Origin of the sequence: Campylobacter sp. BCW_4332, assembly GCF_001763175.1 — a bacterium.
GTDB classification, from domain to species: domain Bacteria; phylum Campylobacterota; class Campylobacteria; order Campylobacterales; family Campylobacteraceae; genus Campylobacter_D; species Campylobacter_D jejuni.
In genome coordinates this window covers 30,331-53,729 of record NZ_MJYF01000046.1, presented here as the reverse complement: position 1 = coordinate 53,729, position 23,399 = coordinate 30,331, and the positions used below count along the sequence as shown (strand labels likewise).

The window sequence follows — 23,399 nt, the reverse complement described above, 5'->3', positions numbered from 1 at the left end:
AAATAATATTTTTACTCAAATATTTTTCTCCTTCCTTATTTAAAATGATTTATTTTGAAATTAATTTCATATTATTTATTTTTTAATAATAATATAAAATATAAAAATAAAATAGCGGAATAATAAAATATTTGAACTTAAAGTATAATTAAATACTGATTATTATATAATTATAAAATTTCAATTTAAATTTTATTTTATAAAAAAATTTATTTAATGAGAGTAAATTTATATGAAATATTGTAAATATTTTTGTATTTATAAATTTTTATTTAAAATTATCATCTTTGGTTTTTATATTCTAGATAAAAATTTAAAATTTTTGATTTTGTATTTTTTAGATATTTTATCTATAGGTTAACCATACTTAATCAAGTATCACAATATATTATTTCATCACAAGTCGCATAAGGTGTAAGTCCTCACCTTGTATGATTTTGTATTCTATACTTTGACATTTAGGACACTTAAAAACATTTTCTTCTAAAATACTTGTTTGATCGCATTTTAAGCATAAAATTTCAAGCGGAGCAAGCTCTATAAAAAGTTTAGCATTTTTGCAAATATTTGAGTTTTCTTTAAAAGTTTCAAAACAACGCTTAAAAAGATCCACTTCTATACCGCTTAAACGCCCGATTTTTACATAAATTTCTTGCACATTGTAAGCCTTATTGTTTAAGGCATTTTCTTCGCAAAGTTCGATTAAAGATTCTACTATACTTAATTCGTGCATTAGCAAATTCTTGGTAAAAGTTCGCCTTTAGGACTTTCTAAAAAGCGTTTTGCTCCATAAGCGTTTTGTAAGATCACGCGTGCTTTTTTCTCTTCTAAAACTTCTCCTATAATACTCGCATTTACATTGTATTTTTTTAGAATTTCCAAGGCTTTTAACTCATCTTCTTTTTCCACACAAAGTATGAAAGTACCTTCATTTGCAAGCTCATAAGCTTCATAACCAAAAAGCTCGCAAAGTCCTAAAACCTCATCTTGAACGATGATTTTTTCTTCAAAGATCAAAAGATCATTTCCACTTTGCTTTGCCCACTCATTTAAAACCGCACTAAGCCCCCCGCGAGTAGCATCTCTCATTGCTACAACCTTTATATCTTTTTCTAAAAGCTCTAAAACCTCTTTATCTAAAGCCTTGCAATCACTTTTAATATCAGCTTCTAGCTCATTTCTTTTGATTAAAACACTAGCTCCATGCCTTCCTATATCGCCTGAAAGAAGTATACTAAGCCCTGCTTTGATATTTTTACTTTCTTTTTTAGAAATAATTTCACCTAAGGCCGTAGTGTTGATATAAATTTCATCTGCCTTACCCTTAGGAACGACTTTAGTATCGCCACAAACTAACATAACTCCACATTTTTCACATTCTTCTTTAATGCTTTTTAAAATGCGTTCTAGTTTTTCTAGCTCAAAACCTTCTTCTAAGATAAGTCCTAAGCTTAGATATTTTGGCTTAGCACCCACCATCAAAACATCGTTAATAGAACCACAAACACAAAGTTTGCCTATATTAACCTCTTCATCTAAAAAAATCGGACTTAAAACAAAAGAATCCGTGCTTAAAGCCAAATTTCCCAAAATCGCCGCATCATTATTTGCGTTTAAAATTTCATTATCAAAGATCTTAAAAAGCTTAGTTAAAAGCTCATTCATCTCTTCTCCGCCACCTCCGTGGGCTAAGGAAATATTTTTCATGCATTCACCTTTGAGTATTTATAATACGCCGCACAAGCACCCTCGCCAGAAACCATACAACTTCCTATAGGACTTCTTGGCGTACAAGCCTTACCAAAAACCTTACAATCATAAGGCTTGGCCAAACCTCTTAAAATTTGCCCACAAATACAGGCTTTGCTTTCATTTTTACTTTGCACCGCACAATCAAATTTTTTACTTGCATCATAGGCGCTAAATTCTTCTTTTAGCTCCAAACCCCCATCTTTAATAAGTCCTAAGCCACGAAATTCAAAATCACACACTCTAAAGTATTTTTTTACTAAATTTTGCGCTTTAACATTGCCTTCTTTGCTTACGGCTCTTTTGTATTGATTATACACTTTAAAAGTGCCTTCATTGCTTTGTTTTATGATATTTAATACACTTTCTAAAATATCAACTGGCTCAAAACCACTCACCGCTATAGGGGTTTTAAACTTTGCTGCCAAAGGCTCATAAATACCATAACCTGTTATCACACTCACATGAGAAGGGCCTAAAAAAGCATTGATTTTTACATTTTCATCATTCATGATCGCTTCTACAGGTGCTGGAACTGTGATATGATTGATATGAAAAAAGACATTATTTATTTTTTCTTCTATAACCTTTTGAAGAAGTAAAGCACTCATAGGCGTAGTAGTTTCAAAACCTATAGCAAAAAAGATGATATTTTTGTTTAAATTTTGCTTAGCAATTTCCAAAACTTCAAGTGGAGAATAAAGTGCTCTAACATCAGCCCCTTTAGCTCTTAAATCAAGCAGAGAAATTTCACTTCCAGGCACTCTTAAAAGATCTCCTAAAGTACAAAAAATCGTATCTTTCATGGAGGCTAACTTGATAGCTGTATCAATGCGAACTCTTGGCATAACACAAACAGGACATCCTGGTCCATGGATGAAGTTAATTTCTTTTGGCAAAATAGAAGGCAGGGCATATTTCATAATACTATGTGTATGCCCACCGCAAATTTCCATGATGTTAATAGGATTTTTAAGTTCTTGTTCTATGAGTTTTTTTAAAGCTAAAATGCTTTCTTTATCTCTAAATTCATCGATGAAATTCATTTAAACCCAAATCTCCCTCATCGCTTTTTATCTCTCCGCTATTCATTTTTTCTACTATTTCTTGATAGGTTTTAATGCTTTCTAGTGCAGCTTCTTTATCGATTTTTTCCATAGCAACTCCTACATGGATTAATACATAATCGCCTTGTTTTAAAGGCTCATCAATCAAATCCAAATTAACTTTTCTTTTCACACCTAAAGTTTGTACTAAAGCATTATTTAACTCATCGATTTCTAAAATTTCAGAAGGTATGGATAAACACATTAAAAAAGCTCCTTTTTAAGTTTAAGCACCTTATACCAAAGCTCCATATTGGTGCCATTTTTTGCATCAAGAGTGATAATATCTGCTCTAGGATTTAATTCTTTAATCAACCTAGTCGCCTCTTTAACATCAAAATCAAAATGATGAGCTAAATCTGCCTTTGTGATTAAAACTATATCAGCCTTTTTGAACATCACAGGATATTTTTGCGGTTTATCACTTCCTTCAGTTACCGAAAGCAAAACCACATTTAAATGCTCTCCTAAATCATAGCTTGCAGGACAAACTAAATTTCCAACATTTTCTATAAAAAGCAAATCCACATCATCAATTGCCAAATGATGCAAAGCCTCATGCACCATAAAAGCATCCAAATGGCAGCTTTGCCCTGTAGTGATTTGATATGCCAAAGCTCCGGCATTTTTTACTCTTAGAGCGTCATTATTGGTTTCTAAATCCCCTTCAATCACAGCGATTTTAAGCTCATTTTTCAAAGCCTTGATCGTACTTTCTAAAAGCGTGGTTTTTCCACTACCTGGAGAACTCATTAAATTGATACAAAGCGTGTTAGCTTCATTAAAATGCGCTCTATTGTGCTTAGCTTCTTCGTCGTTTTTGCTTAAAATTTTAGAAATCACTTCTATGGTTTTACTCTCTTTTAAGCTTGGATTTTCATGGTGGTGATCGTGATGATGATCGTGCGTATGGCTTGAATTTATAGAACAGCCGCAATCTTTACACATTTTCTTTCCTTATATATTTTTTGTTTCATTTTAACCTTAAAAGCATTAAAAAATTATGAGTTTTTGAATATTTGCTTTATTTTTCTAAATTTAAAAAATGCACCATTTGTCCTAAGGCTATGGAGCTATCATTGCAAGGATATTTTAAAGGTACAAAAAAATCAAAATTTTTAGCTTTTAAAATTTCAAGTAAGGTTTTGTTTTGAAAAACTCCTCCACTTAAAAGCACTTTTAAATCATAATCTTTGCTAAAATCTATGATAAAATTTGCTAAGGCATTAAACATACCTGTAATTGCCTTAGTTTTTTCATCTTGTAAAGCCCCTAGGATTAAATTTTTAAAATTAACCTGCCCTTTTTCTACAAAAAGCTTATAAGAAAAATCAAGATTCTTATCATAAAAAGCTTCACACATCAAGCCAACTTGAGCTTCATAAGAACTTTTTTCTAAGTTAAAAACAATACTTCCAAAAGCATCGATAATGCGTCCTAAAGAGCTTGTTTGCAAGTTAGAATGTGAATAAATTTTTTTAAGATTTTCAAGTTTGATTTTTGGAATTTTTGTTAAAAAATCCTTAGCCTTATCTTCTAAATCATAATGAAAAATAAGACTTAGAGCCAAATTTTGTATATTTTTAATATCACTATTTATAAGAGTGAAATTTTCAAAATGTGCAATTCTTTCATATTCTTTTAAATTTCCTACAAAAACTTCTCCACCCCAAATTTTGCCATCTTCGCCATAACCTGTTCCATCACAAATAAAAGCTAAAGCCTTTTCATCTTTTGCAAAATTTTCTTCGTATTCAAAATAAGTCGCACAAAAATGCGCATAATGATGAGAAATTTTAATCCTTTCTTCAAATTCTTTTGCATAGCTAAAATGCGGGTGTTTATCGCACAAAATCGCATCAAATTTCAAATCATAATTTTGTTTAAAAAATTCTAAAAGTTTAAAAAATCTCTCATGTACATCAAGACTTTTCAAATCCCCTATATAAGGAGAAATTAAAAGTTTATTTTCATAAAAAATCACAAATTCATTTTTAAGCTCCGCTCCCAAAGCTAAAAAAGTGCCTTTTTTATTAAAATTTCTTTCCAAATAAAAAGGATTTAAACCCCTTGAAGTACGCAAAAACATAGTTTTACCATTTACCACTTGAGCTATGCTATCATCACTTGCGTTGATAATTTCTCTATCATAATCCAAATAAAAATCAAAAACTTTATCAAGTTTTTGACACAAATTAAACTCATCTTTAATGATACTTTCTCCGCTTAAATTTGCACTTGTTGCCACAAGACTTCCTTTAAAATACTCAAAAAGCAAAAGATGTAAAGGCGTATAAGCTAGCATAATACCGATTTTATCAACATCAGGTGCGATTAAAGAAAAGGCTTTTTTTGCCTTTAAAATCACAATAGGAGCTAAAACCCCACCAAGCAAAGCCTCTTCTTTTTCATCTATAAAGGCAAGTTCTTTAGAACTTTGTAAATCTTTACACATCAAAGCAAAGGGTTTTTTAGGGCGATTTTTTCTAAGTCTTAGAGTTTTTAAAGCTTCTTCATTAAAAGCATCGCACATGAGATGAAAACCGCCCATGCCTTTTATGGCTAAAATTTTACCTTCCTTTAAAAACTTCGCACTTTGCATAAAAGCTTCTTGATCTTTGGCTAAAATTTCACCCTTTGGATTTTTAAGAAAAACATTGATTTTGCATTTAGGACAACTAATAGGCTGAGCATGAAAACGCCTATTTTTAGGATCTTCGTATTCACTTTTGCAAAACTCACACATCAATAATTCTTGCATGGAAGTATTAATCCTATCATAAGGAAGACTTTTTATAATACTAAAGCGTGGCCCACAATGCGTGCAAGTGATAAAAGGATATAAAAAGCGTGGATTTTTTTCATCAAAAAATTCTTTTTTACACTCCTTACAAAGCGCAAAATCACTTAACATAGGCGTGCTTTTTGTATTCTCTAAAGAAGGAGTAATGCTAAAATTCTCATAGTTTGAAATAGAAATTTGCGTCATTATAAGCTTATCTATTCTTGCTAAAGGTGGAAGATGATTTTTTAAATTTTCTATGAAATTTTCACATTCTTTTTGAGCACAAGCAAGGATGATTTCTACCCCAAAACCATCATTTCTTACCTCTCCAAAAAGCTTTGATTTCAAAGCTAGTTCATAAACTAAAGGGCGAAAACCCACCCCTTGAACTAGACCTGAAATTTTGATCTTATATCCTAAGTGGCACATCGCTTAACTGACAATTTTTAAGATGTTTTAAGGTATTTTTAAGTAAAGATTTATGTTCAAACAAAGATCCACTTATAAGCGCTAAATCACTTTGCTTTTTCTCTCTTAATCCATCATAAGTATCACGCAAGAAATAAGCCAAACTCTCAACCGCTCCATAAGCGATATTAGCACTATCTACACCTGCTAACATAAAACTCATAGTAGATCTTAAAGTTCTTGTATAATCAAAACTTTTATCTTCTTTCAAGCGATAATCAATCTTTACTCCACGAGGCATTTTTGACTCATCAGCAATTTTTAAAAGCTCACTAGCACTCTCTTGTAAATTTTTACCTAAATTTAGCACTCTGCCTACCAAGCCAAGCAAGGAATAAAAATTGTTTTGAAGCTCAAAATTTTCATCTAAAAGAGGAAATTCCTTGCTAAAATTTTCTAAAAGCCTTGCACCAATTTCATCTTTTTTAATCTCTTCATAAAGCTCTTTGCTGTGTTTTGGTAAAGAAAGTTTAAGCAAATTAAGCTCTTTGTTAATAAGCAAAATATCTTCATAATCTTTGCTAAGCTCTAAAATAAAAGCTTTTTCTTTATAACGGCTTACAAGATAAGAAATTCTTGCCATATTTTTATCTTCTTTAGAAAAAATAAGCTCTCTTGCCTTAGCATTGATAAATTCAAAGCCTTCCAAAACCACCACTTGCTCATCTAAAGCACTGATATAAAAATCTTTTTGGTATTCTTCTATTTTTTTTACGCTTAAAAATTTATATTCATTTTCAAAAAGTTTTAAACCTAAAGCAAAGCAAAACAAATCTCTAGCAAGTCTGATTTTAAAATCATTAAAATCAAGATTGTGATTTTTTCTAAACATGGCATTAAGTCTTAGCTTCATCAAAGGTTTTTCTAAACTTGCAAGAAGTTTTAAATTTTCATTTGAACAAACAAAAACTGAATTTATAGCCTTAATATCACAAGGAAGCAAAAAATCTCCTATAAATTCGTTCTTAAACAAAGAAAATTCATAAATGCCATTTTTATCTTTTAAAAAAATCTTTTTTTCTTGACTTAACAAATCAAAAGCAAGATTTAAAAAAGTATTGAAATTTTCTTCATTGATTTTTTCAAATTCTGATAAATTGCTTGAAAATTCACACTCACAAAACACGCCCCATTCGTTTTTGTTTAAAAGTTTTTTTTCTTGATAGGCATTAGAATTTAAATGAGTAATATAAGAAAATTTCGAAAATTCTTTATCTTCTGGTATACAAGGGTTAAAACCCTGCCCCACTTTTACATCAAATTTTTTCAAAAAAACACTATGACTCATGAAATTTAAAGAATCACAAAAAGTCTTTAAATTTTCTTCATCTGCATCAATAGAAAAATGATAGGTATTTTCTTCTTTACTAAGGGTGTAGTTATAATTTTTCGCATAAAAACGCAATAAATATTCAAAAATATCATTATCCGCATTATAAATAAAATCAAAATCCAAAGTCATATTATGCCTTTTTTGAAAAATAAACTATAAATATAACATTTCTAACTTAAAAATTCTTTCTCTCTTTGTCTAAAATCACTCATAAAATGCTCCATAAAAGAGTAAAATTCTTTGCTGTGATTGGGGAATTTTAAGTGGCTTATTTCATGCAAAATCACATATTCAATAGCCCTTAAACTCTTTTGAATGAGTTTTAAATTTAAGTTAATATAAGCTTTATTGTGATTACATGAACCCCAACGCGTTTTCATATTTTTAATACTTAAATGCGTGTAAAATAAACCTGTTTTTTGGCTCCATTTTTTAAGATAAAAAGTAAAAATCTTTTTGGCATTTTGTCTTAAAAATAAATCTAATTTTGCTTTATTTTGACAAAGAATTTTATCTTTATCAAAATAAGTTTTTTTAGCATTTTCATCAAATATAATTTTATATTTTTTAGCTAAAAAGATTAATTCATCATCTTTTAAAACTTTTTTTTCAAATCTTTTTTTTGCCTCATTTATCCAAGAACTTGATTTATCTAAAAACTCATAAACACTTTTAAAAGTGCAAAAATAAGGAATGCTAAGAACAAATTCACCCCTTTCATTTAGCCTTAATCTTAAAGTTTTTATGCGTTTTTTAGAATAAAAATAACACTCATCTTTATAAGTAAATGATTTTAAACTAGAGCTTTGCCTTGCCATTTTTTACTTTTCCATCTGTATGAATTTACCATTCCACGCAAAAACTCATCTGCACAAAATCCTATCCAAACCCCTAAAATTCCAAGATTAAAATGAAAACAAAGCACATAACCCACAGGCAAAGATACCCCCATCATAAAAACAAGTCCGCTAAAAAATGGAAACTTAGCATCGCCACTTGCACGTAAGGAATTAACCATGACTATATTGAAAGTTCGTGAAATTTCAAGAAAGATTGAAAGGGCAAATAAAGGTATCATTAAATTTTTTAACTCTTCTTTAAGTCCTAAAATTTGCATAGTAAAATCTTGGCAAAGATAATTCAAAAGTGCCACTAAAGCACTTGCCACCACACTAAAATACAAAGCACGCCAAGCATGTTTATAAGCGATATTTTCATATCTAGCACCGACTAATTTACCTACTATGATTTCATTAGCTATGCTTGTAGCTTGTCCTATAAGCATGATAAGCATTGAAATTTGAAAATAAATCGTTTGCACACTCAAACTTGCTTCGCCTAAGCTTGCTACAAAAGCAAAAGCTATAGTGTATTGGACTATCCACAAAAGATTTTCCCCTGCTGAAAATCCACCTATATTTAAAACCTTTTTTAATACCTCTTTTTCAAGTTTTATCATTTCTTTGATTTTAAGATGGATTTTAAGCTTATAAAAAAGTATCACAAGTAAAGCCGCTATAGCAACAATACGAGCAAAAATATTGCTAAGCCCTACTCCAAAAAGTTCTGATTTTGTATAATGCAAAACATAATAATTTCCACAAATCACCACTATATCCATCAAAAAGCCTATAAGCATGACCCAATAAGCCATATTATAAACCCTTACAATAGCAGCTAAAACAATTCCTATGGCATCAAAAAACAAACAAATTGCAAGCATATGCAAGTAAATTTCGCTATCTTTGAGCAATTCTTGTGGGATTTTTAAAAGATAAAGCAAATACTTCCCATGCCATAAAATAAGCGCGCCACACACAAAGCCTAAAAGTGCATTTAAAAACAAACTTTGATGAATCACTTTTCTTGCTAAAACATGATCTTTTGCACCAATAGCCTGAGCTATCACCACACTACAACCCACACTTAAAAATGAAAAAATAGTGATAAAAAGATCTAAAATTTGATTTCCAGCCCCCATAGCACCGACAAGAAAATTAGAATAATGCGACACCATAGCGGTATTGATAATCACGGTTAAATACTTAGAAAGCAAGTCCCAAAATATAGGAAAACTAAGCCTTGTTAAAGAGAGTTGTTTTTTTGCCATAATTAATGCCTTACAAAGATAAAAGGCAAATTTTAACAAATTTTTCTTAAAATAAAAAACCGCTAAAAAGCGGCTTTATTATCCAAAAGCACCGCTTAGATAAGCCTTGGTTTTTTCTTGTTTTGGATTTTCAAAAAATTCTTTACTTTCACCAAATTCTATAAGCTCACCTAGGTGAAAAAATGCAGTATAATCAGCCACGCGTTTACCTTGTTGCATATTATGCGTAACCATGATCATAGAAAGATTATGACTTAGCTCTTTTAAGAGCTCTTCTATAACACCTGAGCTAATAGGATCAAGTGCGGAAGTTGGCTCATCTAAAAGCAAGAGCTTAGGTTTTATTGCTAAAGCTCTTGCGATACAAAGGCGTTGTTGTTGTCCGCCTGAAAGAGCTAGAGCATTTTGCCTTAATTTATCTTTAACCTCTTCAAAAAGTCCTACTTTTTGCAAACAATCCACCACCAAAGCTTCTTCTTCATCTTTATTTTTAATCATACCATGAAGTTTTGGTGCATAAGAGATATTTTCATAAATGTTTTTTACAAAAACATTAGGTTGTTGAAAAACCATGCCTACATTTTTACGCAAAGCTACTACATCTTGATTTTTAACATCTTTTCCTTCAATTTCTACCAAACCATCGATTTTTGCGATTTTATCATTCATTCTGTTAAAACAACGCAAAAAAGTGGATTTACCGCATCCTGAAGCACCGATGAGTGCGGTAATTTTGTTTTGCTCTATTTGCATATTGATATCAAATAAAGCTTGTTTTTTTCCATAAAATAAATTTAAATTTGTTGTTTTTGCTATCACTTTAATTTTCCTTGAAAATATTTTCTTAATAATATCGCACTAAGATTTAACACGACTAAAAGTCCTAAAAGCACAATAATACCCGCTGCTGTTCTTTCTAAAAATGCACGCTCTGGCATAGCTGACCATGAGTAAATTTGAGCAGGCAAAACGCTAGTTGGATCAAAAATCGAACTAGCTACATCAGGGATAAATGCTATCATACCGATAATCATCAAAGGTGCAGTCTCGCCTATAGCCCCAGCTAAAGTCAAAATAGAACCTGTTAAAATCATAGGCATAGCCAAAGGCAACATAATACCTTTTACCATTTGAACCTTTGTCATACCTAAGGCATAAGCAGCATTTTTCATGTTAATGTCCACACTTTTTAAAGCCGCTTTGGTTGAAACAATGATAATAGGTAAACTCATGATCGCCAAAGTAAGCCCACCCACTAAAGCACTTGATCGAGGCATTCCAAAAAGATTGATAAACACTCCAAGTCCTAAAAGTCCAAACAAGATACTTGGAATACTTGCAAGGTTGTTAATACACACTTCTATAAAATGTGTAAGGATATTTTGTGGCGCAAATTCTTCTAAATAAATTGCTGCTGCAACGCCTATAGGAACACTCACAACCATACAAACAAGCATAACAAGCAAAGTCCCTACAACTGAAGATAAAATTCCTGAATTTTCAGGAGATTTTGAGTCCCCATTTAAAAAGAAATTGCTATTAAATTTAAGCTCTATATCGCCTTTTTGCACAAGATCATCGACTAAAGTTCTTTGTTTTTCACTAAGGCGATTATATTTTTGCTTCATATATTGATCCACTTCTGAATTTGCCAAAAGCCAAGTTTTTTCAGTGATTTGCCCTGTTCTTATTTTTCTTTGCTCAGCACGAGATAAAAGATCATAAACAGGAGAATTTCTATTAGCCTCTACAAAAATATAAGTTTGCTTAAAAGCTCCAATTCCAAGATAACCCACACTTCCTAAAAAGATACAAAGAAAAATTAAATTAATATAAAGCCCCATTTTACAAAGTCTTTTAAAAGACTTTGAAGCTTTTTGTCTTTTTTTAAAAAGTTTTTTCATAAATTTTTCCTTTTGTGAAAGCGATTAATGAGATAAACGCTAAACATATTGATGATTAAAGTGATGATAAAAAGCACCAAACCTAAAGAAAAAGCACTCAAAGCTAAAGAACTATCAAAAGCTTGATCTCCGCTTAAAGCTTCTACGATTTTTACCGTTACTGTTGTCATATCTTCTAAAAAATTCATCGTTAAATTTGGACGCAAAGAAGCTGCCATTACCACTATCATAGTTTCGCCTAAGGCTCTTGAAAGTCCTAAAAGACAAGCTGCAACTATACCAGGAATAGCCTCAGGTAAAATCACAGCAAAAACCACTTCTTTTTTTGTCATACCTAAAGCATAAGCGCCATTAATCCTTTTCTCGCTTACTGCTTCAATGCAATCTTGAGATAACGAAGCCACTATAGGCACTATCATGATCCCCATGATAAAACCTGCGCCTAAAGCACTTTGAAAACTTGCTTGTATGCCAAATAAAGAAAAAAACCACACTATAAAAGGCGCTACGACTATAGCTGCAAAAAATCCAAAAACAACAGTAGGAATCCCTGCAATGATTTCTAAAATAGGTTTTAAGTAATTTTTAGATTTTTTGCCAGCAAAAACACCTAAATATATAGCACACATAACCCCTAAAGGTAAAGCCGTTAGCATAGCAATCAATGAAATATAAAAAGTTCCCCAAAAAAGCGATAGCGCTCCAAAAACACCTTGTTTGCTCGTGCCATCTGCATTCATAAAAGCTGCATCAGCTGCCCACTGACTTGAGAATAAAAAGGTAGCAACACTTTCTTTTTGAAAGAATTTTAAAGCTTCAATTAAAATTGTAAGCATGATAGCAAAGCTTACTATCACGCTTACAAAAGCACATAAAAAAAGTGCAAATTTGATTATTTTTTCTTTTAGCAAAGTTTTTCCTTAAAAAACTTTTCCAGCTTTTACAAGCTCATCATTTAAAATTTTTCTATCTTCTATATGTTTTTGAGAAGCTTTTAATTTATCATCGCTTAAAGGAACAAGTCCTATTTTTTCAAGTTCTCCGCCACTTTTTGCCAAATCATCACTCATGTAAATTTTTGCAAAATCAAAGGCTTCTTTTGGATTTTTCTTAGCATTGATATAAATAAACAAGCTTCTTGCAAGTTCGTATTTTTCATCTGCAATATTTTCTTCACTTGGTGTAACACCATCGATAGTAGCGACATTGATTTTATCTGAGTTGCTCACTAAAAAGCTATAACCAAAAATTCCAAAAGCATCTTTATCAATAGTAAGTTTTGAAACGATTAGATTATCATTTTCACCGCTTGGGATATAAGCACCATCTTGACGCAAAGTTTTATACTCGCCTTTATACTCAGGAATTTTTTTAGACACATCACTCATAACAAGCTCTTCTATAGTATCTCTTGTTCCTGAACTTGATGGTGGACCATAAACACTAATTTTACGATTTGGTAAATTTTTATTGATTTGATTCCAGTTTGTATAAGGATTTGGTATAAGTTTTCCATTTTGTGGAATTTCTTTTGCCAATGCTAAGAAAAGTTCTTTTTTTGTGATATTTAATGGAGCATTGGTTTTATTTTGAGCTAAAACTATACCATCATAACCTATCATAATCCCTACTATATCAGTTACTCCTGCTTTTTTGCAAGTTTCAAATTCACTTAATTTCATAGGTCTTGAAGCATTGGAAATATCAGTAGTTCCTTCACAAAATACCTTAAATCCACCCCCTGTTCCCAAGCTCTCTACTATAGGAGTTTTTGTATTTTTGATCGAAGCATATTCTTCAGCTACAAAAGAAGTAAAAGGATACACAGTCGATGAACCTGCGATTTTTAAATCTGCTGCATTTAAAGCACCACAAAGTGCAAGACTTGCCACACTTAAAGATAGAATTTTTTTCATTTTTTCTCCTTAACTTTAAAAAAAGTAATGGAAGTTTAAAAAAACTTGGAAACATTTTGGAAACATTTTTTATTTTGTGTTTTTCTTAAATATAATTTTTAACTATCAAAAAATTTAGCTTGTTTTTAAAAAAATAATATATCATTACAAAACATTTTAAATTTTAATAAGGAGATAAGAATGCTTTCTAAAGAAGTTATAAAATTACTCAATGAACAAATAAACAAAGAAATGTATGCAGCAAACTTATATCTTAGTATGAGTTCTTGGTGTTATGAAAACAGTCTTGATGGAGCTGGAGCCTTCTTGTTTGCACATGCAAGCGAAGAAAGCGATCATGCTAAAAAGCTTATCACTTATCTTAATGAAACAGATTCTCATGTAGAGCTTCAAGAAGTAAAACAGCCTGAACAAAATTTCAAATCTTTACTTGATGTTTTTGAAAAAACCTATGAACATGAGCAATTTATCACAAAGTCAATCAATACTTTAGTTGAACACATGCTAACACATAAAGACTATTCTACTTTTAATTTCTTACAATGGTATGTAAGCGAACAACACGAAGAAGAAGCACTTTTCCGCGGCATAGTTGACAAGATTAAATTAATCGGAGAACACGGAAATGGACTTTATTTAGCTGATCAATACATCAAAAATATTGCATTAAGTAGAAAAAAATAATCTTTGCCCTATTATGGGCAAATCTCGCTTTGGATTGAAGGTATGACTTATTTTTCTCTAGAATTTAGTATTTTAATGATAGCTTTTTTTGCTATTTATTGGACTTTTAAAAATGATTATAAAATACAAAATATTTTAATTTTAATTTTCTCTTATATTATTTATATTTTAATCAATCCTTATTTCGCCTTAGTTTTATTTATATATACCTTTTTTATACACTATTTTGCCTTGCTTATTTTTGTGCGTCGCAAGCGTTATATTTTCGCTACTTGTATGGCTTTTATTGTTTTAAATTTATGTTTTTTTAAATACTTTCCTAGCATCAAAGGAAGTATTGATGAGATATTAGATTTTTTCGGTTTAGAATTTTTAAATATTGATTTAGTATTTCCAATAGGAATTAGTTTTTATACCTTTACTTCTATCACTTATCTTGTAGAAGTTTACCAAAAACGCCGTTTAGAAAGCTTTTTAAATTTAGCAACCTTCTTATCATTTTTTCCAACACTACTTTCAGGGCCTATTATGCGAAGTTCTTTTTTCTTTGAACAAGCCTATCAAAAACGCGAATTTAAACATGCAAATTTAATCATCATCTTGCTTGTTTTTGGTATAGTTAAAAAAGTTTTAATAGCCAATTACCTTGGAATTTATGCTAAAAGTATTTTAGACTTTCCACAATCTTATAATTTCATACAACTTTTAAGCGCAATTTACGCCTATGCGATTCAAATATACTGCGATTTTAGCGGATATGTTGATTTAGTTTGTGCTTTTGCTTTAATGTTAGGTTTTACCCTTCCACTTAACTTTAACATGCCTTATCTTGCAAAAAATCTAAAAGATTTTTGGGCTAGATGGCATATCAGTCTTTCAACCTTTATAAGAGATTATATCTATATACCTTTAGGGGGCAATAGAAAAGGAATGCCACGCACTATAGTTAATATACTCATCGCTTTTATACTTTCAGGTATGTGGCATGGTAATACACTTGCTTTTATTGTTTGGGGTTTATTGCATGGTATTGGCATAGTTTTTATACATTTGCTAGCTTTAAGCAAATTTAGTTTACAAAAAATTCCAGCTTTAGGAAGATTTTTAACCTTTCAATTTATATGTTTTACTTGGATTTTCTTTTACTATAGCAAAAATCTAGAAGATGCAATAGAATATTTTAAAGCTTGTTATTATAATTTCTTCCAAATTCCATCTTATAATGATATTTATATGTTGGTTGCTTTTGGGGTTCTTTTTATGATCTATCCTTTATTTATTAATTTTAAAGAATATTGCATTAAGATTTTAAACCTTACTCCATTTTTACTAAAACCTTTTATCATAGCTTTTATTTTACTTTTGGTTTTTGCTTTTATGCCAGATGGAATTCCTGATTTTATTTATTCGAGTTTTTAGATGAGTGCAGTTAGATTTTTCTTCATTTTGATTATAGTGCTTGGCTTGGTTGTTGTAGTTATGAATCAGAGCATTAGCTCTTATATAGAACAAAAATATCACTTTGCATTCTATCCCCATAATGATCTTTTAAAAGAAGCCAATGGCTTCAAAATTAAATTAGAACAAATTCGTGCAATTTTAAGCAACGAACCCTTGCCTCAAACCAATGAAGAAGATACAAATCAAGAAAGTAAATCAACAGATGAAAACTTAAGTAAAATAGATAAAGTTTTAAACACTTTAGAAAATGATGAAAACACTTCTCATAAAGAAACAAATCTAACCTTAATCCAAGATGCAAATATTAGTTTTATCGACAATACCAAATTAGAGCTACAAAATGGAGATGAGTTTTTATTTATCGGAGATTCTTTAATGCAAGGTGTTGCAATAGCCTTAAATAGAGATTTAAGAAATTTAAATCTTAAGGTAACCGATCTTAGTAAACAAAATACAGGCCTTTCTTATAAATCCTATTTTAACTGGTCAAAAGCAACCAATGAAGCTTTTGTTAAAAACTCAAATATTAAATATCTTGTTGTTCTTCTTGGTGCTAATGATCCTTGGGATATTAAAAAAGGAGGAAATTACCATCGTTTTGGCTCCCCTTCTTGGATAGATATTTATACAAATCGTGTAGATGAAATCATTAAAATCGCTAAAAAACATAAAGCCAAAGTTTTTTGGTTTGAAATCCCTCCTGTAAAAAAAGAAGATTTGAACAAAAAAATACAAGTGCTCAATAAAATTTACAGCAATGAAATTCTTAAAAATAAAGAAATTTTTATCAACACTAAACTATTTTTTAGTGTCAATGATGAATACTCAGCTTATATAAAAGATGAAAACAATAGAAGTATAAAAGTAAGAACAGATGATGGGATTCACTTTACCCCAAGTGGTGCAAGAGAAATGTCTAAACTTTTATTAGAACACATAAAACTTAAGGAAGAAAATGCTAGTAAATAAATTTAAAATTATCTTATTGTTTTTTATTATTTTTACTAGCTCTTATGCACAAAATTTAAATACAAATGACACAATAGATTCCATACTCAATCAAAACAAAAATCACTCTGCTTTAACAAGTTATGTATCAAAAAAAGATCTTAAAAATCTAGAAAAAAAATTAGAAAAAAATCAAAACATAGGAATTAGAATTTATGGAGATTCTCATATGGCGGCTGATTTCTTTCCGCGTGTCATAAGAGGATATTTAATCCGCTCTAACTCTATAGGTTTTGCCTATCCTTTACAGCCCAAATATCAACAAAATCTTAATCTTGTTTATTCTTATAAAAACTTTGAAATTTTAAACTCAAGAAATCCTACTAATGCTGGACATAATTTTCCACTAGGTGGGATAATAGCCAAAGCAAAAATCAAAGGTGCAAAAATCAACCTTGATACAACCTTAGATAAAAAAAAATTCAAGATAGGATTTTTATTTAAAACCAAGCAAAATACCAATGCTTTTAGCATCAAAGATGCAAAAAACCAAAGCTATGAGTTAAGAACTACACAAATTAACAAATGGTCTTATAAAGAACTAGAACTTGATCTTCCTTTGCAAATTTCAGCCTTACAAAAGGATGCTGAGCTAGGAGGATATTTCATCACAAATAAAGATAATAATATTTTCTTAGATACCATTGCAATCAATGGTGCCAAAAGTGATTTATGGCTCTCTTGGAATCAAGCAGTTGTAAAAAAAGAACTAGAACTTTTACACAATGATTTAATTATTCTTGCCTATGGTTCTAATGATGCACTCTTTAAAGGGTTTGAAAAACAAAAATTCAAAAATAATTTAAAAAAATGGATTAGCATTTTAAAAACTTACAATAAAAACGCTGTTATCATGCTAATCTCTCCACCAACCGTAGTTCAAAAACAGGGTAAAAACTATAAGCTTGCTCCTGATTTTTTTACCATACGCAAAGCATTATATGAAGTTGCTAAAGAAGAAAAAACTCTTATCTTTGATATGCATCAGTTTATGCAAGATAGTGGGGGAAAAAACAAATGGATAGAACAAAAGCTTTCGCTCAATGATGTACATCTTACTATAAAAGGCTATGAGCTGATGGCTAAAAAGTTACTCGAGGATTTAAAAAATATCATCGATTATTAAATTTAATACTTAGGAAATTCTAAGTTTTCATCATTAAAACTTAAAGCTGTGATTTGATAGTAAGAATTAATAGTTTTTAAAAGATTAAATCTAGCTCTTAAAAATTCTTGCTGGGTAGAATTTAAAGTATTATTTGCATCCAAATAATCTTTTAATTCGCTTTTTCCTAAAATATATTTTTCATAATACGCCTTAGCGATAAGCTCTTGTTTAATGTTAATATTTTGCAAATTTTGCAAAAGCAAGGTGTCGCCTTGATAATCTTTATAATTCAATGCAAATTCATTCATCGCACTTTGTAAAGCTTGCTCATAAGAAATTAAAAGTTGCTCATAAGTAAATTGAGAAATTTTGATATTTTGCTTTACCCTACCATAATCTAAGAAAGGTAAAGAAATCTTAACATTGCCACTTAAAATTTCAAATTTAAAACTATCATCGATTTTTTTATCCCTTCCGCTTAATGCTCCACCTAAAGAAATACTAGGCACAATAGATTTTTGCATGGAAGAATAATCCTTAAAGGCTGATTTTAAGCTATTGAGTTTAGACCTCACATCTGCACGGTACGCTAAAGCTTTTAAAGGTATATTAAAATCAGGACTTAAGGTTTTAAAATCATTTAAAGATAAAGTTTTAAAATACTCTATGTAAGCAAAACCTTCTTGCTTTGCCAATAAATCTTGTAAATTTTTTATGAGTAAATTACGATTTTGATCATTGCTTAATAAATTTTGTTTAGCTCTTAATAAGCTTTGTTCTATGTTTAAAAGATCTAATTCTTCTATTTTTCCAAGCTTGTATTTATAACTATAAAGCTCTTTCATTTGTTCTAAATTTGAAAGATAGACTCGAAGCAATTTATCTACATCGTTAAAATAAGCCAGCTCAAACACATCATTTAAAGCTGTATTGATCATACTTATTTTTAAATTTTCAAGATCATAAGCACTTGCTTTTGCACTAAATTCACTCGCACTTGCGCTATCTCTTAATTTGCCATAAATATCAAGTTCATAGCTTAAATTTAAAGAATTATTGAAATTTTTACTTTGTTTGCCTGAATTTAAATCTTTATCCACACCAAAACCCAAATTTCCACTTAAAGTCGGATATAAATCATAATCAATCAAATCAGCTCTAGCCAAAGCTGAAAGCAAAGTTTTTCTAGCAATATTAATATCACTATTATTCAATAAAACAAAATTTAGAAATTCATTTAATTTTGCATTATCATAAGATCTATACCAATCATAAGTGAGATTTAAATCTTTCATTTGTTCTTGAGTTAAATCAACTTCTTTAGGCAAGCTAAGTTTTGCACCACAAGCGCTCAAGAAAAATGCTAAAAAAATGCTAAGTATTATTTTCACTTTATTCCTTTGATAATGCACTAATAGGATTTAAATTTGCTGCATTTCTTGCAGGGAAAAAACCAAAAATCACACCGATAAACATAGAACTTAAAAGTCCTAAAAGCACAGAATAGGCATTTAAAATCATAGGAAAATCTGTACTTAAAGTATTAAAAGCAAAAATAACAAAAATCGATAAAATCACACCTAAAATCGCCCCTATGGTACAAATCATAACTGCTTCGATTAAAAACTGCATCATAATATCTTCTCTTCTAGCCCCAATAGCCATTCGTATGCCAATTTCTCTCGTTCTTTCGCTTACAGAAACAAGCATGATATTCATCACTCCTATACCCCCAACAATCAAAGCAATCACAGCCACACAAGCAGTAAGTATGGTTGTAGTGCGTTTATTTGCTGTAATAGCTTGCTTAAAGGTATCAGAATTAAAAGTAAAAAAATCCTTTTGTCCGCGTTTAATTTCTAAAATTCTTATAATAGCATTTTCAGCCAAAGTTGAACTCACATCATCTTTAACCTTAACTATGATTTCACGCAAATTTCTATCTCCTGTAAGCTTATTCATCAGTGTTGTATAGGGTATATAAAGACGCACTACATTATCTTCTATAGGTTTGTCTGTATCTTTTTGTAAAACTCCTATGATCTTAAAAGGTTGAGAATTAAAAAGTACCACACGACCTAAAATATTTTCACTTTTTTCATCAGGAAAAAGATTTTTTTTAGCGTTAAAATCTAACACAGCAACATTGGTACTATTTTTTACATCATCATTATTTAAAATTCTTCCCGCATCTATCCTTAAACCTTCTATGGCAAAATTATTTACCCCCACTCCTTCAGCTCTTGCACTTAAAGAAATATTGGTATAAGTTGCTACACCTGAAGTATTTGAGTGAGCATCAACTGCTTCTAAATATTCTAAAGATCTTAGCGTTTCTAAATCACTAAAATTAAGCCTTGTTTTACCCGAACGCAAATCCCCAAATCCTTTTCCAGGACGAATTTCAATAGTATTTGTTCCAAGTCTTGCAATGGATTCAAGCACCTTAGCTTGAGAGCCCAACCCCAAAGCTACAACACAAACTACAGAAGCAATACCTATGATGATTCCAAGCATAGTTAAAATAGAACGAAGTTTGTGTGCAAGTATGGAAGAATAAGCTATCTTAAAACACTCAAAGGCTTGATTTTTAAGCAAAGTAAGTGTTTTTTTCTCTTTAGACATTGTTTTTAAAGTGAGTTTTTCTTGAGCTTTTTCCTTTTTAGTATCGCTTAAAATTTCTCCATCTTTAATTTCTATAACCCTTTTAGCTTGTGCTGCAATTTTTGGATCGTGAGTTACTAAGACTATAGTATGACCTTGCGCGTTAAGTTTTTGTAAAATTTCAAGCACCATAATACCGCTTTTACTATCCAAAGCTCCCGTTGGCTCATCAGCCAAAATAAGCTCTCCACCATTGATTAAAGCTCTTGCTATAGAAACGCGTTGTTGCTGCCCTCCGCTTAATTCATTCGGTTTAGAATCTAACTTGTGAGCTAATTCTAAATCATTTAAAAGTTTTTTAGCGTTTTGACTTCTTTCTTGTAAATTTTTTCCCGCATAAACTGCAGGTAAAGAAACATTTTCTTTAGCGCTAAGCAAGCTTAAAAGATTATATCTTTGAAATATAAAGCCTATTTTTTCACGCCTTAATCTTGCTTTTTCATCGTTATTAAGTTTAGTGACTTCATACTCATCAAAAACATAAGTTCCACTACTTGGCGTATCTAATGTTCCTATGATATTTAAAAGTGAAGTTTTACCACTTCCACTTTGTCCTATAATAGCAACAAATTCACCTTTTTCTATACTTAAACTTACATTTTTTAAAATGGCATTTTCGCCTATATTTTTGCAAATATTTTTAAGAAAAATCATTAAAATCTCAACTTCATTTTAGGAGCTAAGCCATCAGCACTTGAGCTTACTATCAATTCTTCATTTTCATTTACACCTTCTAAAATTTGAGTATTGATAGAATCTTTAATACCAAGTTTAACATATTTTTTAACAGCTTTTTGATTTTCTAAAATTTCAACATAATAGCCTTTTGGATCACTTTTAATTGCATAAGTTGGCACTGCTAAAACAGCCTTTGCACTTGCTACAACAATTTCATTTTGTATACTCATACCAATACGCAAAAAATCATCTTTATTGGCTACATAAAATTTTGCGTAATAATAAATAGCATTTGATGAGCTTGAGCTTGAAGAACTCGAACTTGATGAGCTTGAGCTTGTACTAGAATCACTCACTTCAGTATCAGCTGGATCTATACTTGCAATCTTAGCATGATAAGTTTTTTGAGGATCATTAAGCAAAGAAAAATCAAGCTCTGTTCCTACTTTTATCTTACTCACATCAGCCTCTGCTATTTCCATCCTTACTTCCATTTCATCTAAATTAGCTATACGGACTATAGTAGGAGTGTTTTGATTAGCATTAACTGTTTGTCCTTCATCTACAGCTACATTAATCACAACACCATCCATAGGAGCAGTAATGGTTGTATAACCTAAATCTTTTTGTGCATTTTTAAGAGTGATTTCAAGCTGAACTACTTGAGCATTAAGCTCTGCAACATTGGCTTTTAAAGTATAATAATTATTTTTTTGAGTTTCTAAATTTTCAAGAGAACTTGCTTTAGCTGCATAAAGTTTTTGCTCTCTTTGATATTGCTTACTTGCAATCTCAAGAGCAACTTTTTTACTCTCTAAATTAGCCTTAGCGCTTTCAAGCTGAGCTTTTGTAATATCTAAATCGTTTTGTTGTTTATCTTTGTCAATTTGAGCGATCAAATCACCTTGCTTTACATGAGTTCCCACATCGACATAAAGTTTTATAATTTGTCCGCTAACTTGAGCACCTACATCGACTTGATCTTTGGCATATACCTTTCCTACTGCCTCTATGGTTTGAGATATATCTTTTTTTTGTATTTTTTGAGTTAAATAGCTGATTTTTTCATCATTATTAAAAAAAATAAAATAAGCCCCAACACTTCCAAGTATTGCAATTAAAATGATTAAAACAATCTTCTTTTTCATAATAACAAATCCTAAAGAAAAATCAAGATTAAATTTTACTCATTTTTTGTGAATTTTTTGTGAATTTTTAATTCTATTTTATAAATTTAAAAATTCTAAAGCCATCATCACATCACCCTGCATTAAAACTTTTAAATTTTCATCATCCCAACAAAAAGTAGAACTATGGTGCAAAGCTGGATGATTTAAATCCTTTGAAATTCCAACAAATACATAAGCTCCCATTCTTTCTCGTGTTAAAAAAGCAAAATCTTCAGCCCCCATGTCAGGTTTAGAAGAAACAATGATATTTTCTTCTCCTAAGACCTTTGCAAAAGCTTTTCTTGCTATTAAAGCAGCTTTTTCATCATTAATCAATGGAGGAAATTCTTTAGTATATTTAAGCTTATAATCTCCACCATTAGATTTTGCTGTAGCAGCAGCCACTTCTTCTAGAGAACTTTTTAAAATATCTTGTATTTTATCATTTAAAAAACGCACGGTTCCTTTTAAATAAGCATTTGCAGGAATAACATTATAAGTAGCTCCTGCACAAATTTGACCTACGGTAATCACCCCTGCTTCATAAGGGGCTAAACGCCTAGAAACAACACTTTGTATATTATTTACAAATTGCGTTGCCATAATTATAGGATCTATGCAAGTGTGCGGATGAGCTCCATGTCCTCCTCTGCCAATAAATTCCAAATCAAAAATATCCGTTCCAGCCATCATTTCGCCACTTACAATTTGAGCAGTATTTTCAAGCAAAGACCCCCATAAATGACAACCAAAAACCGCATCAACATAAGGATTTTCCAATACACCTGATTCTATCATAGGTTTAGCTCCACCGCTTCCCTCTTCTGCGGGCTGAAACATAAACTTAATCGTGCCACAAAATTCATCTTTGAGCTCATTTAATATCAAAGCAGCTCCCAAAAGTCCTGCTGTATGTCCATCATGTCCACATGCGTGCATCTTACCATCAATTTTTGAAGCATAACTTAGATTAGTTTTTTCTTGTACAGGCAAAGCATCCATATCCGCTCTTAAAAGAACGCATTTTGGTTTTTTCTGACTCTTCTTTTTTCCTTCTATAATAGCTAAAATTCCTGTTTTTGCAATATTTTTTTGATATTTAATGCCAAACTCATCTAAAATTTTACACACTAAATGAGCTGTATTTTCTTCTTCAAATTCAAGCTCAGGATGCATATGAATTTGATGTCTTAAATCAACTACTTTATCATAGTACTTTAGTGCTAAATTTTCAACCAGCTTATGCATTCTTTTCC

21 protein-coding genes are annotated in these 23,399 nt (G+C 30.7%); 4 read left to right on the top strand and 17 right to left on the bottom strand.

The window, feature by feature from the left end:
- Positions 1-388: 388 nt before the first annotated feature.
- The 13 genes from hypA to AJN64_RS05060 form a co-directional block, all read right to left on the bottom strand.
- Positions 389-733, bottom strand: a complete 345-nt coding sequence (gene hypA / locus AJN64_RS05120) for a hydrogenase maturation nickel metallochaperone HypA (RefSeq protein ID WP_002864538.1) — start codon at positions 731-733, stop codon at positions 389-391.
- Positions 733-1,707: a hydrogenase expression/formation protein HypE gene (gene hypE, locus AJN64_RS05115; RefSeq protein WP_002872365.1), complete on the bottom strand. Its 975-nt coding sequence runs from the start codon at positions 1,705-1,707 to the stop codon at positions 733-735. Before hypE ends, hypA begins: the two co-directional genes overlap by 1 nt.
- On the bottom strand, positions 1,704-2,795 hold the full coding sequence (gene hypD / locus AJN64_RS05110; protein WP_002799859.1) for a hydrogenase formation protein HypD: 1,092 nt from the start codon (positions 2,793-2,795) through the stop codon (positions 1,704-1,706). The genes hypE and hypD overlap by 4 nt, the downstream gene beginning before the upstream one ends.
- Complete coding sequence (locus tag AJN64_RS05105; RefSeq protein WP_002776342.1) at positions 2,779-3,060, bottom strand: HypC/HybG/HupF family hydrogenase formation chaperone; 282 nt, start codon at positions 3,058-3,060, stop codon at positions 2,779-2,781. Before AJN64_RS05105 ends, hypD begins: the two co-directional genes overlap by 17 nt.
- Positions 3,060-3,803, bottom strand: coding sequence for a hydrogenase nickel incorporation protein HypB (hypB, locus tag AJN64_RS05100; RefSeq protein WP_053872554.1), 744 nt, complete (start codon positions 3,801-3,803; stop codon positions 3,060-3,062). Before hypB ends, AJN64_RS05105 begins: the two co-directional genes overlap by 1 nt.
- Positions 3,804-3,879: 76 nt before the next feature.
- A complete protein-coding gene (gene hypF, locus AJN64_RS05095; protein WP_070292764.1) occupies positions 3,880-6,069 on the bottom strand; it encodes a carbamoyltransferase HypF in 2,190 nt (729 codons plus the stop codon).
- Positions 6,050-7,570, bottom strand: coding sequence for a hypothetical protein (locus tag AJN64_RS05090; RefSeq protein ID WP_053872556.1), 1,521 nt, complete (start codon positions 7,568-7,570; stop codon positions 6,050-6,052). Before AJN64_RS05090 ends, hypF begins: the two co-directional genes overlap by 20 nt.
- 41 nt (positions 7,571-7,611) lie before the next feature.
- Positions 7,612-8,259 carry a M48 family metallopeptidase gene (locus tag AJN64_RS05085; RefSeq protein ID WP_053872557.1) on the bottom strand — a complete coding sequence of 216 codons (648 nt, stop codon included), beginning with the start codon at positions 8,257-8,259 and terminating at the stop codon, positions 7,612-7,614.
- On the bottom strand, positions 8,235-9,551 hold the full coding sequence (locus tag AJN64_RS05080) for an MATE family efflux transporter (protein WP_053872558.1): 1,317 nt from the start codon (positions 9,549-9,551) through the stop codon (positions 8,235-8,237). Before AJN64_RS05080 ends, AJN64_RS05085 begins: the two co-directional genes overlap by 25 nt.
- A gap of 78 nt (positions 9,552-9,629) precedes the next feature.
- Positions 9,630-10,370: a phosphate ABC transporter ATP-binding protein PstB gene (pstB, locus tag AJN64_RS05075; protein WP_053872559.1), complete on the bottom strand. Its 741-nt coding sequence runs from the start codon at positions 10,368-10,370 to the stop codon at positions 9,630-9,632.
- Positions 10,367-11,455 carry a phosphate ABC transporter permease PstA gene (pstA, locus tag AJN64_RS05070; protein ID WP_044780021.1) on the bottom strand — a complete coding sequence of 363 codons (1,089 nt, stop codon included), beginning with the start codon at positions 11,453-11,455 and terminating at the stop codon, positions 10,367-10,369. The genes pstB and pstA overlap by 4 nt, the downstream gene beginning before the upstream one ends.
- Positions 11,452-12,366, bottom strand: coding sequence for a phosphate ABC transporter permease subunit PstC (gene pstC / locus AJN64_RS05065; RefSeq protein WP_053872560.1), 915 nt, complete (start codon positions 12,364-12,366; stop codon positions 11,452-11,454). The genes pstA and pstC overlap by 4 nt, the downstream gene beginning before the upstream one ends.
- Before the next feature lie 9 nt (positions 12,367-12,375).
- On the bottom strand, positions 12,376-13,371 hold the full coding sequence (locus AJN64_RS05060) for a substrate-binding domain-containing protein (protein WP_070209859.1): 996 nt from the start codon (positions 13,369-13,371) through the stop codon (positions 12,376-12,378).
- Positions 13,372-13,551: 180 nt separating this feature from the next.
- On the opposite strand from AJN64_RS05060, the gene ctf reads away from it, so the two are divergent.
- The 4 genes from ctf to AJN64_RS05040 are packed head-to-tail and all read left to right on the top strand — an operon-like array spanning position 13,552 to position 17,650.
- The gene (gene ctf, locus AJN64_RS05055) at positions 13,552-14,055 is read left to right on the top strand and encodes a non-heme ferritin (RefSeq protein ID WP_002825034.1); all 504 of its coding nucleotides are present in this window, start codon (positions 13,552-13,554) and stop codon (positions 14,053-14,055) included.
- Between the two features lie 42 nt (positions 14,056-14,097).
- Positions 14,098-15,474, top strand: a complete 1,377-nt coding sequence (locus tag AJN64_RS05050) for an MBOAT family O-acyltransferase (RefSeq protein WP_070292763.1) — start codon at positions 14,098-14,100, stop codon at positions 15,472-15,474.
- Positions 15,475-16,485 (top strand): DUF459 domain-containing protein, encoded by a 1,011-nt coding sequence (locus tag AJN64_RS05045; protein ID WP_044780017.1) that lies wholly within the window; start codon positions 15,475-15,477, stop codon positions 16,483-16,485.
- Positions 16,472-17,650 (top strand): SGNH/GDSL hydrolase family protein, encoded by a 1,179-nt coding sequence (locus AJN64_RS05040; RefSeq protein ID WP_070292762.1) that lies wholly within the window; start codon positions 16,472-16,474, stop codon positions 17,648-17,650. The genes AJN64_RS05045 and AJN64_RS05040 overlap by 14 nt, the downstream gene beginning before the upstream one ends.
- 2 nt (positions 17,651-17,652) lie before the next feature.
- Here AJN64_RS05040 and AJN64_RS05035 read toward each other — a convergent pair whose 3' ends face one another.
- The 4 genes from AJN64_RS05035 to AJN64_RS05020 form a co-directional block, all read right to left on the bottom strand.
- Positions 17,653-19,023, bottom strand: a complete 1,371-nt coding sequence (locus AJN64_RS05035; RefSeq protein ID WP_053872565.1) for a TolC family protein — start codon at positions 19,021-19,023, stop codon at positions 17,653-17,655.
- Position 19,024: 1 nt separating this feature from the next.
- Entirely contained in the window at positions 19,025-20,950 is a 1,926-nt protein-coding gene (locus AJN64_RS05030) for an ABC transporter permease (RefSeq protein WP_053872566.1), read from the bottom strand.
- Positions 20,950-22,122, bottom strand: a complete 1,173-nt coding sequence (locus AJN64_RS05025; RefSeq protein ID WP_002871376.1) for an efflux RND transporter periplasmic adaptor subunit — start codon at positions 22,120-22,122, stop codon at positions 20,950-20,952. Before AJN64_RS05025 ends, AJN64_RS05030 begins: the two co-directional genes overlap by 1 nt.
- A gap of 78 nt (positions 22,123-22,200) precedes the next feature.
- On the bottom strand, positions 22,201-23,391 hold the full coding sequence (locus tag AJN64_RS05020; RefSeq protein ID WP_053872583.1) for a M20 family metallopeptidase: 1,191 nt from the start codon (positions 23,389-23,391) through the stop codon (positions 22,201-22,203).
- Positions 23,392-23,399 lie beyond the last annotated feature (8 nt).

Excerpts from the sequence above, each read along its gene's own strand:
- hypA (WP_002864538.1), bottom strand. The coding sequence starts at position 733 with ATGCACGAATTAAGTATAGTAGAATCTTTAATCGAACTTTGCGAAGAA.
- hypE (WP_002872365.1), bottom strand. The coding sequence starts at position 1,707 with ATGAAAAATATTTCCTTAGCCCACGGAGGTGGCGGAGAAGAGATGAAT.
- hypD (WP_002799859.1), bottom strand. The coding sequence starts at position 2,795 with ATGAATTTCATCGATGAATTTAGAGATAAAGAAAGCATTTTAGCTTTA.
- AJN64_RS05105 (WP_002776342.1), bottom strand. The coding sequence starts at position 3,060 with ATGTGTTTATCCATACCTTCTGAAATTTTAGAAATCGATGAGTTAAAT.
- hypB (WP_053872554.1), bottom strand. The coding sequence starts at position 3,803 with ATGTGTAAAGATTGCGGCTGTTCTATAAATTCAAGCCATACGCACGAT.
- hypF (WP_070292764.1), bottom strand. The coding sequence starts at position 6,069 with ATGTGCCACTTAGGATATAAGATCAAAATTTCAGGTCTAGTTCAAGGG.
- AJN64_RS05090 (WP_053872556.1), bottom strand. The coding sequence starts at position 7,570 with ATGACTTTGGATTTTGATTTTATTTATAATGCGGATAATGATATTTTT.
- AJN64_RS05085 (WP_053872557.1), bottom strand. The coding sequence starts at position 8,259 with ATGGCAAGGCAAAGCTCTAGTTTAAAATCATTTACTTATAAAGATGAG.
- AJN64_RS05080 (WP_053872558.1), bottom strand. The coding sequence starts at position 9,551 with ATGGCAAAAAAACAACTCTCTTTAACAAGGCTTAGTTTTCCTATATTT.
- pstA (WP_044780021.1), bottom strand. The coding sequence starts at position 11,455 with ATGAAAAAACTTTTTAAAAAAAGACAAAAAGCTTCAAAGTCTTTTAAA.
- AJN64_RS05060 (WP_070209859.1), bottom strand. The coding sequence starts at position 13,371 with ATGAAAAAAATTCTATCTTTAAGTGTGGCAAGTCTTGCACTTTGTGGT.
- ctf (WP_002825034.1), top strand. The coding sequence starts at position 13,552 with ATGCTTTCTAAAGAAGTTATAAAATTACTCAATGAACAAATAAACAAA.
- AJN64_RS05050 (WP_070292763.1), top strand. The coding sequence starts at position 14,098 with ATGACTTATTTTTCTCTAGAATTTAGTATTTTAATGATAGCTTTTTTT.
- AJN64_RS05045 (WP_044780017.1), top strand. The coding sequence starts at position 15,475 with ATGAGTGCAGTTAGATTTTTCTTCATTTTGATTATAGTGCTTGGCTTG.
- AJN64_RS05040 (WP_070292762.1), top strand. The coding sequence starts at position 16,472 with ATGCTAGTAAATAAATTTAAAATTATCTTATTGTTTTTTATTATTTTT.
- AJN64_RS05030 (WP_053872566.1), bottom strand. The coding sequence starts at position 20,950 with ATGATTTTTCTTAAAAATATTTGCAAAAATATAGGCGAAAATGCCATT.
- AJN64_RS05025 (WP_002871376.1), bottom strand. The coding sequence starts at position 22,122 with ATGAAAAAGAAGATTGTTTTAATCATTTTAATTGCAATACTTGGAAGT.
- AJN64_RS05020 (WP_053872583.1), bottom strand. The coding sequence starts at position 23,391 with ATGCATAAGCTGGTTGAAAATTTAGCACTAAAGTACTATGATAAAGTA.